Below are 15,301 nucleotides of genomic sequence, written 5' to 3' on the forward strand. Positions count from 1 at the left end.
TTTCGAAATGGCTGTCGACACGCTCAATGACCCTGCCTTCGACCGTAACACGGTCTTTCAGAACATTCGCCGCCGCGCCTGGATGACGATTGGTGTTCCTGCAGCGGTCCTGCTTTATCTGACCTACACCTGGTTTGCCTTTGGAGTGCCTCAGCTTCTCTCCAAGGCCCAACCGGAAAGAGCAGCGATTCTGGCGACCGACTCTGTCGCCTATAAGGTTCACGTCACCAAACTTCTTCGCCGCGACATCATGGAAGTGGCAATCGAAGGAGAGCGGCGGGCGACCTACGCGCAAGAGGAATTGCCGGAGTGGGTCGAAGTTGATGGAACCGACGCTATTGTCGATCTAGGCCAGGGATATGAAGTCACGATCACCGGAAAGGTGATGGAATTCACGGTTCCCGACTACGGCACGATCAAGGTAACGGCCACCAACAGCGGTGTTGAAACAGAGCTGCCTCCAGGACCGGTTCCGGAGTGGTTGAAAGATGATCCCAAGAAGTTCAATGCAAGGCCGACGCTGGATCGCCGCGTTCAGGTGACACGCACCAAGATCGAAGTTCACAACTACTTCGCCGGTTGGGAAAACTTCTGGTTCCCGTTCCATTCCGAACTTCACGGATTGTCATTCAGTCAGCTCTGGGCCCTGGCGCTGTCCGACAAGCGCATCGATCCAAGCCAGTCGAACATGTCTCTGATCATGCACGATTTTCTGGGCAACCCGGACTGGCAGCACGGTGAAATTTTCACCGCACTTTTCGAGACCATCATGATGGCGGTGCTGGGTACGCTGACCGCAGCATTCTTCGGCTTGCCATTGGCGTTCCTGGCCGCCCGAAACTTTACACCCTCGAAAATACTTCGATTTGGCACCCGCCGCCTGTTTGATTTCCTGCGTGGCATCGACATGCTGATCTGGTCCCTGATCTTCATTCGCGCCTTTGGACTTGGACCGCTGACAGGAGCTCTGGCAATTGCATTCACTGACACAGGCTCTCTGGGCAAACTGTTTTCCGAAGCGCTTGAAAACATCGACAACAAGCAGGTTGAAGGTGTTCGGGCGACCGGAGCAAACCAGCTGCAGAGATACCGGTTCGGTGTAATTCCCCAAATTCTGCCGGTGTTCGTTTCGCAGGTGCTTTACTACCTGGAATCCAACACCCGTTCAGCAACCGTGATCGGCGCCTTGGGAGCAGGCGGTATCGGCTTGATGCTGGTTGAAACCATGAAGACGTCACGCGATTGGGAGAACACCAGTTACATCATCATCCTGACCATCGTTGTTGTGATCATCATGGACCAGACATCCAGTTGGCTGCGGCGCAAGCTGATTGAAGGAAAGTAACCTCCATCAACTGTTTTGACGTAAGGCCCGGTTCACTCTGTGAGCCGGGTTTTTCCTTGAGGAATCTCTGAAAAAGCAATTGACCGAATTTTTGCCGCATTTCCGTCGCGTGAACGTGTCAGCGTTTGAAAAGTGATTCAAGGCTGATGGAGGGGCTGATGCAGCGAAACGTTTGGACCGGGCTGGTGAAACTGGCCGTTTGGACCGGACTTGGATTGGCCGCGACAGGTGGATCCGCCCTGGCAATTGAAAGCTGCGTTGCGTCGTTGAAAAAACAGGCTATTTCCGCCGGTGTGAAGCCAGAAGTCGCCGAACGTATGCTTTCGGGAGCTGCTTTCGATGAGAAGGTGATCCGGTTTTCAACGACACAGCCTGAGTACAAGACGGAAATCTGGGATTACATGGCCTTTCTCGTAGATGCCGAACGCATCAAGGATGGCGAAAAGAATCTCAAGAAACACAAGCGCACCTTGACCGCGATCGAGAAGCGCTATGGCGTAAATCGCCACGTCGTTCTGGCTGTCTGGGGGATCGAGAGCGACTATGGTCAGTTCCGCGGCGACTTCTACACCCCCCATGCGCTCGCCAATCTCGTATGTGCCGGAAAGAAAAGGCAAAAATACTTCCGTGGCGAGTTGATAAAGACGTTGCAGATCGCCTCGCGGGGGGATGTGCCTGCCGATGACTTTCGAGGTTCCTGGGCCGGGGCATTCGGTCAGACCCAATTCATGCCAAGCACCTACAACAGCCTTGCGGTCGACTTTGATGGGGATGGCCGGAAGGACCTTGTCAATTCTGTGCCCGATGCGTTGGCGTCAACTGCGAACTTTCTCAAAAACGCCGGATGGCGAGACAGTCGCCCATGGGGCTTTGAAGTCAAGGTGCCCAAAAGCTATTCCGGGCCCTCCGGGCGAAAGAAATACGCCTCCTTGAGCACCTGGGGTAAACGCGGCTTGACCCAGGTCGGCGGTGGCAAACTGTCGGGAAAACTGGAGGCGGCATTGATCCGGCCAGCGGGAGCGAGCGGTCCAGCGTTTCTGGTCACCCGCAATTTCCGGGCCCTGCGCTCCTACAACGCCTCCACCTCCTACGGCCTGGCGATTGCTCTGCTTTCCGAGCTGGTATCGGGCGGAGATCCAATCCAGACCCCCTGGCCAACGGACAATCCCGGTCTGTCACGCGCGCAGCGTCTGGAGCTTCAAAAGCTTCTCAACAAGAACGGGTTCAATGTCGGTGCGCCGGACGGGAAGGTCGGACCTGCGACGCGAGCGGGAATCCGCAAGGCAGAAGCCAAACACGGCATGCCCGTGACAGGCAGACCCTCATGGAACGTCTACTACGCGTTGGGCGGTAGATAACGTCGTAAAGACAACTGGTTATGTCGAAAGTTGCAAGGGGTGGACGCACCCTTTGCTTTCGGTTTTCTTGACATTACACATCGTTAATTTGGCTGCGCAGGAAAGTTTTGTTGCATTGCAGCACGTGGCGACGCATTCTGTCGCGGACTTTCTGGAGGTTATGACATGTCCGGTCGGATCTTGACTGTTGCGCAGCAAAAAGGTGGTTCTGGCAAAACAACCCTGGCGGCGCATCTGGCGGTGGCACTCGCAAAACAGTCCGGCGAGCCGGTCGCCGTGTTGGATGTCGATCCTCAGGGGTCGCTTGGAACGTGGTATGAAGCCCGTGAAGACAAGCTTGGCGAAGACGGCACCGGACTGGAGTTTCGCACCGCCTCCGGTTGGGGCGCGCGCCGCGAGGCAAGGTCTTTGGCCAGGTCTCACGGTTATGTTGTCGTCGATACACCTCCCAAGACCGATACGGATGCCAGACCTGCCATCGATGCCGCCGATTATGTCATTGTACCAGTGCAACCGACGCCGGTGGATCTTTGGGCGACGTCTCAAACGATTGACCTGGCAGCGCGTGAAAGCACACCGGCCATTCTGGTGTTGAACCGTGTGCCGCCACGCGCCTCGTTGACAGGAGAGATGGCCGACGCAATCGCTGCCTCAGGTTATGACACGCTGGACGCACGCCTTGGCAACAGAACCGTCTATGCGGCCGCCATGGGCAAGGGAATTGCCGTGACAGAGGAAGCGCCAAGCAGCAAAGCTGCTCAGGAAATTGACGTTATGATCAGCGAACTCGTCAGTCGGGTCGGATGATGGAACGTCAGTAGAGTTCTCCCTGACTTCAATTTTGCCTTGTCCTTGTCACCTTCAGGTGCCTTGATAGAGAAAATTCTCGGCCCCGGAGGACAGGCCATGATTCCTTTTACGCGTTTTTTTAATCGAGTTGACAATAAGACAAATCAGAAGGTGGGCACCATCTTCAAATCCGTTCTGCTGGGCTTTGTGATCGCAGGTGGTGTGGCCACCCAGGCCACTGACGGACATGCCCAGGAAAAGCGTATCGTCACGATTGATGACGCCGATTTCTTCGGCAGCGACTACAGGACCGTCAAGGACGTTGACCTGGAAGGCTGCAAGTGGGCCTGCTTGCAGGACAACCAGTGCCGGGCCTTCACATTCAATACATCGGCGGGATGGTGCTTCCTGAAAACGGACTTCGGCGAACTCCAGAGTTTTGCCGGAGCGATTGCGGGCCGCGTTGTCGAAGTGAAGCAACCGCGAGCAGACCTCAGCACTGATCGACGAGCTGAACTGATCTTCCTGTCGAAGCCGCTTCTGGAAAGTGCCGAGACCTACTCCCAGGGCATTGCCAATTCCGTTCGCACAAACGGCCAGACTACCGAACAGTTGCGGCGCAACGGTTTGTCCGCGCTTAACGGCAGGAACGGTGCTCTGGCGGAAGCCGATTTTCTTCAGTTGGTCGCACTGGAACCGGGGGATTTCGAAGCCTGGATCCAGCTGACCACAGCCTTGCTTCTGCAAAACCCGGATGATTGGCAGGAAAAGATCAACAAGCAGAAGAGTGCTTTGTCTGCTGCGATCAACGCCTATTTGCGTGCCGTCAGTCCGCAGGAGCAGGCATTCTCCCTGGATCTTCTGGGGCGAGCGTTGGAGCGGCGCAGCGAATACAAGACGGCGATCAAGGCGTTGCGGGCGTCATTGGTGCTGGAAAGCGATGCAAATGTGCAGCGCCGGTATGAAGAGCTGGTGGCGCAACACGGGTTCCGGATTATCGATCATCAAGTCGACTCCGACAGTTTGTCACCGAGAATTTGTCTTGTCTTTTCCCAGAAACTGCCACTTGGCGAAGACCTGAGCCCTTATGTGTCCGTGAAGGGAGCAGGCAAGGTCGCCATCGAGACCGAAGGCAATCAGATTTGTGCAGACGGTCTTGAGCATGGCGCGCGATACGACGTAACCGCTAGAAGCGGACTGCCTGCCGCGGACGGTGAAAAACTTGAGAAGTCAGCCGACCTTTCAATCTACGTCAAAGACCGGTCTCCGTCCGTTCACTTCCTGAGCAGATCGTATGTTCTGCCCTCTGGTGGAAATCCGACAATTCCGATTGTTTCGGTCAACACCTCGGAAGTCGAAGCCTCAATCTATCGCGTCGGCAAACGGTCGGTCGCGGATGTTCTGAGGGACAACAGGTTTTTGCGTCAGCTCGATACCTATAACGCCGATCAGATCGAAGATGAACTCGGCGAGAAGGTCTGGACCGGAATTGTCGAGACTGAAAACCGGCTGAACCTGGACATTACGACCGCAATTCCGCTCTCCGACATTGGCATCGATCTGCAGCCGGGCATCTATTCCATGACGGCACGGTCGAAGCTCGACAGCGACACCAGATGGGGTGGCAGCCTGGCAACGCAGTGGTTTCTGGTTTCGGACCTTGGCCTGACCGCGTTGAGCGGGGATAACGGCATTGCCGCCAATATTCGTTCGCTTTCAACGGCTCAGGCGCTTGAAGGCGTTTCCGTGCGTTTGCTGGCGGTCAACAACGAGATCCTTGGGGAAGCAATCAGCAACGCGGAAGGTTTTGCCGAATTTCCGGTGGGCCTGACGCGAGGCCGCGGTGGTTTGGCTCCCGGGGTGTTGGTCGCCGAAACCGAAGAAGGGGACTATTCGTTCCTGGACTTGCGCAAGCCCGCGTTCGATCTCTCCGATCGGGGCGTGGAGGGCAGACCGTCTCCCGGGCCACTTGATGTTTTTGCCTGGACAGATCGGGGCATCTACAAGGCCGGTGAAACCGTACATGCGCAGGCTCTCCTTCGAAATTCAAAGGCAAATGCGCAAGAAGGGCTTCCGTTGACCTTCGTGTTCGTTCGCCCCGATGGGGTCGAACATGCCCGGTACACAGTGGATGATGCCGGGCTTGGTGGCCATTTGCGCGACATGACGCTCAGCGGTTCGGCCCAACAGGGTATCTGGTCATGGAGCGTGTATGCGGACCCGAAAGGCCGTGCCTTGGCGCAAAACACCTTCCTGGTTGAAGACTATCAGCCGGAACGGGTCGATTTTGAACTCCAGACCAATGCGACTGCTTTCAGCAAGTCCGCGCCAACACCGGTCTCCCTGGACGCTAAATTTCTTTATGGATCGCCGGCCAGCGGACAGACATTGGAGGGGGACCTCATCGTGCGGCCGGTTCGCACGCTTGCGACCTATCCGGGCTACCAGTTCGGTCTCGATGATCAGCAGGCCTATGCGCAACGGGAGGCTCTTCCATCCGGCCTGAAAACCGATAGCGAAGGCAGGCTTTCATTCCAGGCCTCTCTGCCTGAACTTCCGGAAACAACCGGATTATATGACGGGGAGCTGATCGCGCGTCTTGTTGAAGCAGGTGGCCGGTATGTTGAGCGCGACCTGGATCTGCCTGTTGCGCTGGACGGTCCTCGCATAGGGATCAAACCGGAATTTGACGGTGGAGTGGATGAGGGCGGTCCCGCGGGATTTTCCGTAATCGTGGTTGGGGCGGACGGAAACCCGCAAAATGCCGCCGGCTTGACCTGGACGCTCTCCAAAATCGATCGCCGGTATCAGTGGTATCGGCTCGATGGGCGCTGGTCGTTTGAACCCATTACCTCGTCACGGAGAATTGCCAGCGGAGAAATCGACGTCAAGTCGGCTGAGCCCGCCCGATTGTCCCTTCCGGTCGAGTGGGGCGAATATCGTCTGGAGGTTCAGGGCAGTGGAAACCTGCAGACAGCCACGAACCTAACCTTCAACGCCGGTTGGTACACAGCCGATGCGACATCGGAAACTCCTGATTATCTTGACGTCGGACTGGATAAGGCGAGCTATCGGGCGGGCGAGATCGCCAAGTTGCGCTTGAAGCCGCAGATGTCGGGAATTGCGGTTGTTAATGTGATTTCCGGCGGTCTTCTGGCAACCCGAACCGTGGAGGTTTCAGGCAAGGAGACGGAAGTGGACATCCCTGTCAGCGATGATTGGGGAGCAGGTGCCTACATCACGGCAAGTCTGTACCGCCCGATGGACCTTAACCAGAAGCGCATGCCTTCCCGCTCGATCGGGTTGTCCTGGCTGCAGGTTGAGCCAGGAGATCGGGTGCTCGATGTCGAAATGGACGCACCGGACCGCATCTTGCCGGAAACCACACTGGATGTTCCGGTTCGGATTGGAAATCTTGATGAAGGTGCAAAGGCTTACTTCACGCTGGCCGCGGTTGATGTCGGGATTCTCAACCTAACCGGATTTGAAACCCCGAACCCGGACAAATGGTATTTTGGCCAGCGCCGGCTCGGGACGGATGTCCGGGATCTTTACGGTCAATTGATTGACCGGATGGCGGGCACGTTGGGCCGGGTACGTTCTGGTGGTGATGCCATGGGAATGCGCCTGAATGCTCCTCCGCCTGACGAAGAACCTGTCGCGCTGTTTTCCGGAATTGTGGAAGTTGGCGCGAATGGAGAAACGACTGTTTCCTTTGATGTCCCAGCGTTTAACGGAGCGCTCAAACTCATGGCAGTGGCCTGGACAAGCGAAGGTGTCGGCCACGCGGATCGGGAGGTCGAGGTTCGGTCACCCGTGGTGATGACGTCCAGTGCACCGGCGTTCCTCGCTCCAGGGGACAGCTCACGTGTTGCCATTGAAATAGACAATGTCGATGGCGCTTCCGGTCGTTACGAACTCGATGTTTCCGTGTCTGAGGGCCTTTCTCTAGGTGAGGGAAATGCCCGTCAGACCCGGGAGTTGGACATTGAATCGGGCGGCAAGGCTCTCTCTTTGATCCCGGTGAAAGCAGGAAGCAGTCCGGTCTCAGGTGAAGTTATTGCTTCCCTCACTGGCCCGGAGGGCAAAGTTTATGTGAAGCGGTTTGGCCTGGATATCAAAGACACGCAGCCAGAAGTGGTTCGCCGGTCTGCTTTTCAGTTGGCCTCCGGAGACAGTCTCACCCTTTCGGCCGACGCGTTCGACGGACTGCGCGCAGACACGGTGGATGTAACACTTGCAGCGGGTGGAGCGGCGAATATTGACGTTGCCGGGCTGTTGTACGCGCTGGACCGGTACCCTTATGGCTGCACGGAGCAGACCACGAGCCGGGCCTTGCCGCTTCTTTACCTGAGTGAAGTTGCTGAAGCCGCGGGATTGGGAACCGATGACGCCATACGCGACAGGGTTGTCAAGGCAATCGGTGGTGTTCTTGCCAATCAGTCTTCATCCGGCGACTTCGGCCTCTGGAACAGCTACGGAGACGGCGATACCTGGTTGGACGCCTATGTGACGGACTTCCTGACCCGTGCCCGCGAGAAAGGATACAGAGTACCCGACGTGGCCTTCACCACCGCGCTGGACAATCTGGAAAACCGGCTTGCCTATGTTTCGGACTTCCAGGACGGTGGAGAAGGGGTGGCCTACGCACTCTATGTGCTCGCGCGCAATGGTCGGGCGTCGATGGGAGACCTGCGTTATTACTTCGACGCCAAGCTTCAGAGTTTTGCAACGCCATTGGCAAAGGCTCAGATCGCTGCCGGGTTGGCCCTCTACGGAGAGCAGGAGCGCGCGGCAAAAGGGTTTGAGGCAGCGCTGTCGGCGCTTCCTGGAGAAAAAAACATTCCTTATCGCCAAGACTTCGGCTCGGCGTTGCGTGACAGCGCCGGGGTAACCGACTACGTCGTTTCCACATCTATGGGCGATAACCTGAAGAATGAGGCAATTGGTCAGCTGAAATCAGCTCAAAGTGGAACCCCCAATCGGTCAACCCAGGATATGGCCTGGCTGTTGCTGGCGGCGCAGGCATTGAATACCTCAGCTGAAGACGCACAGATTTCCGTCCAAGGCGTTGAGACACCTGGCAGACTGGCTTGGTCATTGAAAGGGCATGAAATAGCGAGTACTGCCACCACGGTTAAAAACAATGGTTCCAAGGCAACTGATCTGCTTGTGTCTGTCACCGGCCAGCCAATCCGGCCCGAACCTGCCGGCGGCAAGGACTATTCCATCGAACGCACGGTTTATGATCTGAATGGAAATCCAGTCGATCCGACGGCTGTTCCCGTAAACACCCGCCTCGCAGTGGTTGTGACCGTTCGGCCACTGACAGACCAGCCCGGCCGTCTGATGGTTGTCGATCGATTACCGGCGGGGCTTGTGATCGACAATCCGCGTCTCGTGCGGTCCGGAGATCTCGGCGGGCTTTCGTTCCTGTCGATGATCGATCAGCCTGAGCATTCCGCGTTTTATTCGGACAGGTTTGAGGTTGCGGTCGACCAGACACGTCAAAGTGGTCAGTCGTTGGTTTTTGCCTATCTGGCGAGAGCAGCAACTCCGGGTGAATTCGCCCATCCTCCGGCATCGGTCGAAGACATGTATCGACCAGACAGACGGGCAATTACCGACACGAGCCGGTTTGTTGTGCTGGGCCCGGCTCGATAAGGCTCAACGGGCATGAAGGAGAGACCGAAGAAAGGTTGGCGTAGCTTGCGATGGCGTGTCTCAGCCGTCGCTGGCGTACTCGTGGTCATGTCTCTCTCGGTAGTCGCCAAAGTTCATAGCGACTTCAAAGCCTTGCCGCCTCTTCCTGGACTTGCGGATCTGTCTTTGTCCGCTGTTGTGCTGGATCGGGATGACAGGTTGCTGCGTGCCTTTGCAAGTGAAGACGACAAATGGCGTCTCCCGGTCACGCCGGGTTCAATTGATCCGCTCTATCTGGAAATGCTGCTCGCCTTCGAGGATAAGCGTTTTTATGAGCACGGAGGAATCGACTTCCGTGCACTTGCCCGGTCTGTTGTGCAAAGTATCAGGCATGGCCGGCTTGTCTCTGGCGGTTCAACCTTGACCATGCAAGTTGCCAGGTTGCTTGATGAAGCACCGACCAAGACCTTTAAACGGAAATACGGGCAATTCCTGAAAGCCGTTCAGTTGGAGAAAGCTTACTCAAAGCAGGAAATTCTTCAATTCTATACCTTGAGGGCACCGTTCGGTGGCAATATCGAAGGGGTTCGTGCTGCGAGCCTGACTTGGTTCGGTAAGGAGCCGACCAGATTGACGCCGGCCGAAGCTGCCTTGCTGGTCGCTCTGCCTCAAAGTCCCGAAACACGTCGTCCCGACAGACATACCGACAATGCCACACGTGCACGCAACAGGGTTCTTGACCGTGCCGTTGCAGTCGGCGTGATCTCAAGAGAAGAGGCGGATTCTGCGGCTGCGGAACCAATACGGTCAAGACGCCATGCAATGCCGCTTCACGCAGCGCATGAGAGTCGGCACGCCCGTTTCGCATCTCCAGACAGCAACGTGCATCGCCTGACGCTTGACCGGGACCTCCAGATAGCGCTTGAGAAGATGGCTCGACAAAAGATAGGGAAATACCCTGCGCCGGTTTCCATGGCGATCATCGTTGCCGATCATCGGAACGGAAAGGTCCTGGTTAGTATCGGCGCGCCAGACCTTCTGGATACTTCCAGGATCGGGCATGTCGACATGACCCGAGCGATTCGTTCTCCAGGGTCGACGTTGAAGCCCTTTATCTATGGGCTTGCGTTTGAAGAAGGGGTTGGAGTTCCTGAGAGCCTGATCGTCGACAGCCCGACAAACATCGGCGGGTACCAACCGACAAACTTTGATCAGGCATACCAGGGCACAGTGACCTTGCGTGAGGCATTGAAACTGTCCTTGAATACGCCTGCTGTTCAGTTGCTTGAGGCAATAGGTCCTGCAAGGCTAATCGCCCGGCTCAAGAGGGCGGGGGTTCGACCCAAGATGGAGCGGGGAACAGCTCCGGGCCTGGCCATCGGTCTTGGAGGGCTCGGCCTGTCACTCAGGGATCTGACACAAGCCTATGCCGCCTTGGCCCGAGAGGGAAAACCTGTCTTCCTCAGTGTGTGTCGAAATTCCTGCGAGGCATTGGCTTCATCGCCCATGTCTCGTCCCGTCCTATCTGAAAAGGCTGCCTGGCTCGTGGGCGACATCTTGTCGGAACTGCCACAAAACCAGGCTGAGATGGTATCGAAACTCGCCTATAAAACCGGTACAGCCTATGGCTATCGGGATGCCTGGGCAGTTGGCTATGATGGTCGATACGTTGCTGCTGTCTGGTTGGGCAGACCCGATGGTTCGCCTGTTCCCGGAGAAACCGGTTCCAGTGCGGCAGTTCCTGTGCTGCTTGATGTTTTCCAGAAACTCGGACCGGCACGAGTTCCCCTTCCCAAGGCTCCAGATAGCGTAGCCGGTCAAGTGATTACGACAGTGCCTGCAGCTTTGCGGTTCGCACGGGTCCAAGGCAGACCGGCCAGACAGGTTGTGGGTAACAAACTCCGCGTAACTTTTCCGCCAGATGGTGCCGAACTGGATCTTGGCCTGAGCAAGGATCTGGGATCGGAAGTCTCCGAATTGCCATTGATTGTGAAAGTTAGTGGTGGCAAGCGCCCTTATTCCTTCCTCGTAAACGGGGTTCCGTTAGATACATCCGGTTTTGAAGCACAATTTTCCTGGAAGCCGGAAAGTGTCGGATTTGCGAACATCACCGTATTGGACGCACGGGGACAGGCTGTACGTCTGACAGTTCAACTTCATTGAGCTTTTGATGAGCACGAGCGGGAATAGGTACGAGTCGCATTGGGCAATCGGTCTGATGGTTCCTGATTCGTGAATCATCGACCTCCAAAAGCAGATCTGCGCACCGAGATCACTATTGGAGGTCGGTCTGCTCTCTGGCACTAGATTAGCCTGCTCAAGACAATATTTTGTTGCGTCGCAATATTAATGGCGAGTACGTCAATAATATTCGGGGAAGTTGCATTTTAAGTTGCGTAAGTATTGAAATTTAACCCTTTGGTCAAAAGTGAAATTTCACGAAGACTCCATCAATTTAGTAACTTGTGAAATCAACCTAAGAGTGCGTGAAATTTATTCATCTCTGGTTGTGATCTGACGTAGCGTTTAGTTGAAATTCAACATGAACCTCACTCTGCGTAATACGTAAAAATGTGTAAAATCAATATGTTGCAAGAAAATCACACTGCCGATGTTCTGCACTTTTGGGTGGTGATGCGGGGTTGTGACGACGAAGCGAGTCTGATTTTTACAACCTGCGACTAGCGAGTGATCGCTGACGAAATGTTCTTCGAGAGGGCTCTTGGAACATCTCATTAACAATCGCGGGGACGGAGCCACACGGGCATTTGGCGCGTGTTTCAGGTTCCAACAGAAATTGACTTTTGGAGGTCAGATATGAAACTCAAGAGCTTGATGCTCGGCGCTGCAGCAGTTGCTACAGCCACCACCGCCCAGGCAGCCGATCTTCCGGTTGCTCCGGAGCCGGTCGACTACGTTCGTGTATGTGACGCATACGGCGCACGCTTCTACTACATCCCGGGCACCGAAACTTGCCTGCGCGTAGGTGGCCGTGTTCGTACCCAGTTCGTTGTGAACAACGTTCTGGATGACGGTGCTTGGGGTAGCCGTGATTCCGACGGTTACGACTGGCTTGCTCGTGGTTACCTGTACCTCGACGCTCGCACAGCAACCGAATTCGGTACTCTGCGTGCATATGTTGCCATGTACGGATCTTCTTCAAACGGATCTAACGATTCCTTCAACCTCGACAACGCCTACATTCAGTGGGGCGGTTTGACCGCTGGTCGTCTTGGTTCGAACTTCGACATCTTCACCGGTCAGACCTTCATGGGTGTTGTTGATCGTGATTGGTCCGATAAAACTCTGAACCAGATTGCTTACACTGCTGCTTTCGGTAACGGCCTGTCCGCAACCATCGCTCTGGAAGATCGTTCTTCCCGTGAAGTTGGTGACTATGGCGGCACCCGTGCTCCGGATCTCGTTGCAGCTCTCGGCATCTCCCAGGGTTGGGGTTCCGCACAGATCTCCGGTGCTTTGCACCAGGTTTACCCGGATGTTGCTAACAACAACCCGACTTCCGGCGAAGACAACCTCGGTTGGGCAATCGGCGGTGGCGTCGTATTCAACCTGCCGATGGCTAACTCCGGTTCCAACATCTTCTTCCAGGGCTTCTACGCTGACGGCGCACTGTCCTATATGGGCACTGGCATCAACGGTCTGACCACAACTATTGGCGGAACCGAGTACAGCGTTTCCGACTACAGCGGCGACGACACCAACTCCGGTTACTCCCTGTCTGCTGGTGTGTACATTCAGGCAACCTCCACAGTTGGGCTTGCACTCGACGGTTCCTACGCTCAGGTTGAGCAGAACAATGCTTATGGCACAACCACCGATGCTACCATCACGCGCTACGCGATCGACGGTTCCGTACAGTGGGAGCCGGTCTCTGGCTTCGCCATCGGTGCTGACATGGGTTACTCCAACTCTGACATTGATGTAAGCGGCATTGATGATCAGGACGAACTCAAGTTCGGTGTACGTCTGCAGCGTACTTTCTAATCATCTGATTAGAACCTGACTGTGAAACTCTGAAATCCAGTCAGTCATACGACCCGGCGGGCTCCAATCTGCCGGGTCGCCCCTTTCAGAAGAGGGGCAAGGCTATCGAGTTTCGGCGGATCCATTCTGTCTGCTGAACATTGGAAGCTTCTTTTGATTAACGCGTTTTGGCATGAAAACGTTGTTCTGCTCAGTGGAATAGACCCTGGATGTCTTGTTCGACAGGTGCTTCGGCCGAATCTCAGTGAGAAAAATCTCGAGCTGAGATGAGTTGTGAGCAGAAATAAAGAAGCTGTAACGTGCATTTCTCCCTAATTTTACACATTCCATGATTTCTCAATTGTACGCTAGCGGAAGTTAATCGCTTGCGTTGTAAGACTCGATATTATTCATTTTACTGAGAGGATAATCTGCAAAAATATGTATTTTTTACGAGCATAACTTAGTTCTGAATGCACCTTGATAAGTTATACTCTGGCTACTGATTAATTTTATTGCGGTGCACTGACTTGTTCTTGTCTGCATCATGTATTTTCAATGCTTACGAGCGACTATATATATTTTGATAGATGCTAATCTCATTTTGACTAAGTTCTTATGAGATTACCTAAGGTAAAATAAAATCCCTGCAGTGCAGTGTGTTGTAGAAAAAACACACAAGACTTCAGTGGTGATCGTTTTGAATGAATTATGCTTGCTGCTTGCTCAGGCGTTTGGTTTTTAAGTGGCGCGACGGCGAGTAATCGCCAGTAGAAAAGATATCGGCAGTGCAACTTCTGAATCGTTTTTCTTTACAATCGCGGGGACGGAGCCGCACGGGCATTTGGCACGTGTTTCAGGTTCCAACAGAAATTGACTTTTGGAGGTCAGATATGAAACTCAAGAGCTTGATGCTCGGCGCTGCAGCAGTTGCTACAGCCACCACCGCCCAGGCAGCCGATCTTCCGGTTGCTCCGGAGCCGGTCGACTACGTTCGTGTATGTGACGCATACGGCGCACGCTTCTACTACATCCCGGGCACCGAAACTTGCCTGCGCGTAGGTGGCCGTGTTCGTACCCAGGTCGTCATCAACAACGTTCTGGACAATGACACCAGCGCATGGCGCGACCGCGACGCTGACGGTTACTCCTGGCTTGCTCGTGGTTACCTGTACCTCGACGCTCGCACCGCAACCGAATTCGGTACTCTGCGCGCTTACGTCTCCATGTACGGTTCTTCCACGAACGGCGACAACTCTTCCTTCAACCTCGACAACGCCTACATTCAGTGGGGCGGTTTGACCGCTGGTCGTCTTGGTTCGAACTTCGACATCTTCACCGGTCAGACCTTCATGGGTGTTGTCTCCCGTGACTGGTCCGATAGCACTCTGAACCAGATTGCTTACACCGCTGCATTCGGCAACGGCCTGTCCGCAACCATCGCTCTGGAAGATCGTTCTTCCCGTGAAGTTGGTGCATACGGCGGCACCCGTGCTCCGGATCTCGTTGCAGCTCTCGGCATCTCCCAGGGTTGGGGTTCCGCACAGCTGTCCGGTGCTCTGCACCAGGTTTACCCGGATGTTGCTAACAACAACGCGACTTCTGGCGAAGACAACCTCGGTTGGGCAATCGGCGGTGGCGTCGTATTCAACCTGCCGCTGGCTAACTCCGGTTCCAACATCTTCTTCCAGGGCTTCTACGCTGACGGCGCACTGTCCTACATCGGTGCAGGCAGCACCGAAGGTGGCATCGCTGTTTCCGATTACGGCCCGGGTACCGACGACACCGCATCCGGTTACTCCCTGTCTGCTGGTGCTTACATCCAGGCAACTTCCACGATTGGTCTCGCACTCGACGGTTCCTACATGGACGTCGACCAGGCTGGCACCAACGTAGACTTCAACCGTTGGGCAATCGACGGTTCCGTACAGTGGGAGCCGGTCTCCGGTTTCGCCATCGGTGCTGACATGGGTTACGCAAACGTTTCCCCGGACAGCGGTTCCGATGTTGATGAACTCCTCTTCGGTGTTCGTCTGCAGCGCACTTTCTAATCATCTGATTAGAACCTGACTGTCAAAATCTGAACTTCAGTCAGTCTTAACGGCCCGGCAGGCTCCAATCTGCCGGGCCGTCCCCATTTCTGATTCTGAAAATTGACTTCGAAATGCGGGAGGGGTGCTCA

At 55.2% G+C, this 15,301-nt stretch carries 7 protein-coding genes; all 7 read left to right on the forward strand.

The window, feature by feature from the left end:
- Nucleotides 1–7 precede the first annotated feature (7 nt).
- The gene (phnE, locus tag ABLO27_RS01660) at nucleotides 8–1,345 is read left to right on the forward strand and encodes a phosphonate ABC transporter, permease protein PhnE (RefSeq protein WP_353030045.1); all 1,338 of its coding nucleotides are present in this window, start codon (nucleotides 8–10) and stop codon (nucleotides 1,343–1,345) included.
- Nucleotides 1,346–1,503: 158 nt separating this feature from the next.
- Complete coding sequence (locus ABLO27_RS01665; RefSeq protein WP_353030046.1) at nucleotides 1,504–2,703, forward strand: lytic murein transglycosylase; 1,200 nt, start codon at nucleotides 1,504–1,506, stop codon at nucleotides 2,701–2,703.
- 165 nt (nucleotides 2,704–2,868) lie between these two features.
- On the forward strand, nucleotides 2,869–3,510 hold the full coding sequence (gene parA / locus ABLO27_RS01670; protein WP_353030047.1) for a ParA family partition ATPase: 642 nt from the start codon (nucleotides 2,869–2,871) through the stop codon (nucleotides 3,508–3,510).
- Between the two features lie 153 nt (nucleotides 3,511–3,663).
- The gene (locus ABLO27_RS01675) at nucleotides 3,664–9,156 is read left to right on the forward strand and encodes an alpha-2-macroglobulin family protein (RefSeq protein WP_353030048.1); all 5,493 of its coding nucleotides are present in this window, start codon (nucleotides 3,664–3,666) and stop codon (nucleotides 9,154–9,156) included.
- A gap of 87 nt (nucleotides 9,157–9,243) precedes the next feature.
- Entirely contained in the window at nucleotides 9,244–11,298 is a 2,055-nt protein-coding gene (gene pbpC / locus ABLO27_RS01680; protein ID WP_353030049.1) for a penicillin-binding protein 1C, read from the forward strand.
- 654 nt (nucleotides 11,299–11,952) lie between these two features.
- A complete protein-coding gene (locus ABLO27_RS01685) occupies nucleotides 11,953–13,140 on the forward strand; it encodes a porin (RefSeq protein WP_353030050.1) in 1,188 nt (395 codons plus the stop codon).
- A gap of 872 nt (nucleotides 13,141–14,012) precedes the next feature.
- Nucleotides 14,013–15,170, forward strand: coding sequence for a porin (locus ABLO27_RS01690; protein ID WP_353030051.1), 1,158 nt, complete (start codon nucleotides 14,013–14,015; stop codon nucleotides 15,168–15,170).
- Nucleotides 15,171–15,301 lie beyond the last annotated feature (131 nt).

Source organism: Roseibium sp. SCP15, from assembly GCF_040329435.1.
Lineage (GTDB): Bacteria > Pseudomonadota > Alphaproteobacteria > Rhizobiales > Stappiaceae > Roseibium.

Coding starts and splice junctions, on each gene's coding strand:
- phnE (WP_353030045.1), top strand. CDS start 8: ATGGCTGTCGACACGCTCAATGACCCTGCCTTCGACCGTAACACGGTC.
- ABLO27_RS01665 (WP_353030046.1), top strand. CDS start 1,504: ATGCAGCGAAACGTTTGGACCGGGCTGGTGAAACTGGCCGTTTGGACC.
- parA (WP_353030047.1), top strand. CDS start 2,869: ATGTCCGGTCGGATCTTGACTGTTGCGCAGCAAAAAGGTGGTTCTGGC.
- pbpC (WP_353030049.1), top strand. CDS start 9,244: ATGTCTCTCTCGGTAGTCGCCAAAGTTCATAGCGACTTCAAAGCCTTG.
- ABLO27_RS01685 (WP_353030050.1), top strand. CDS start 11,953: ATGAAACTCAAGAGCTTGATGCTCGGCGCTGCAGCAGTTGCTACAGCC.
- ABLO27_RS01690 (WP_353030051.1), top strand. CDS start 14,013: ATGAAACTCAAGAGCTTGATGCTCGGCGCTGCAGCAGTTGCTACAGCC.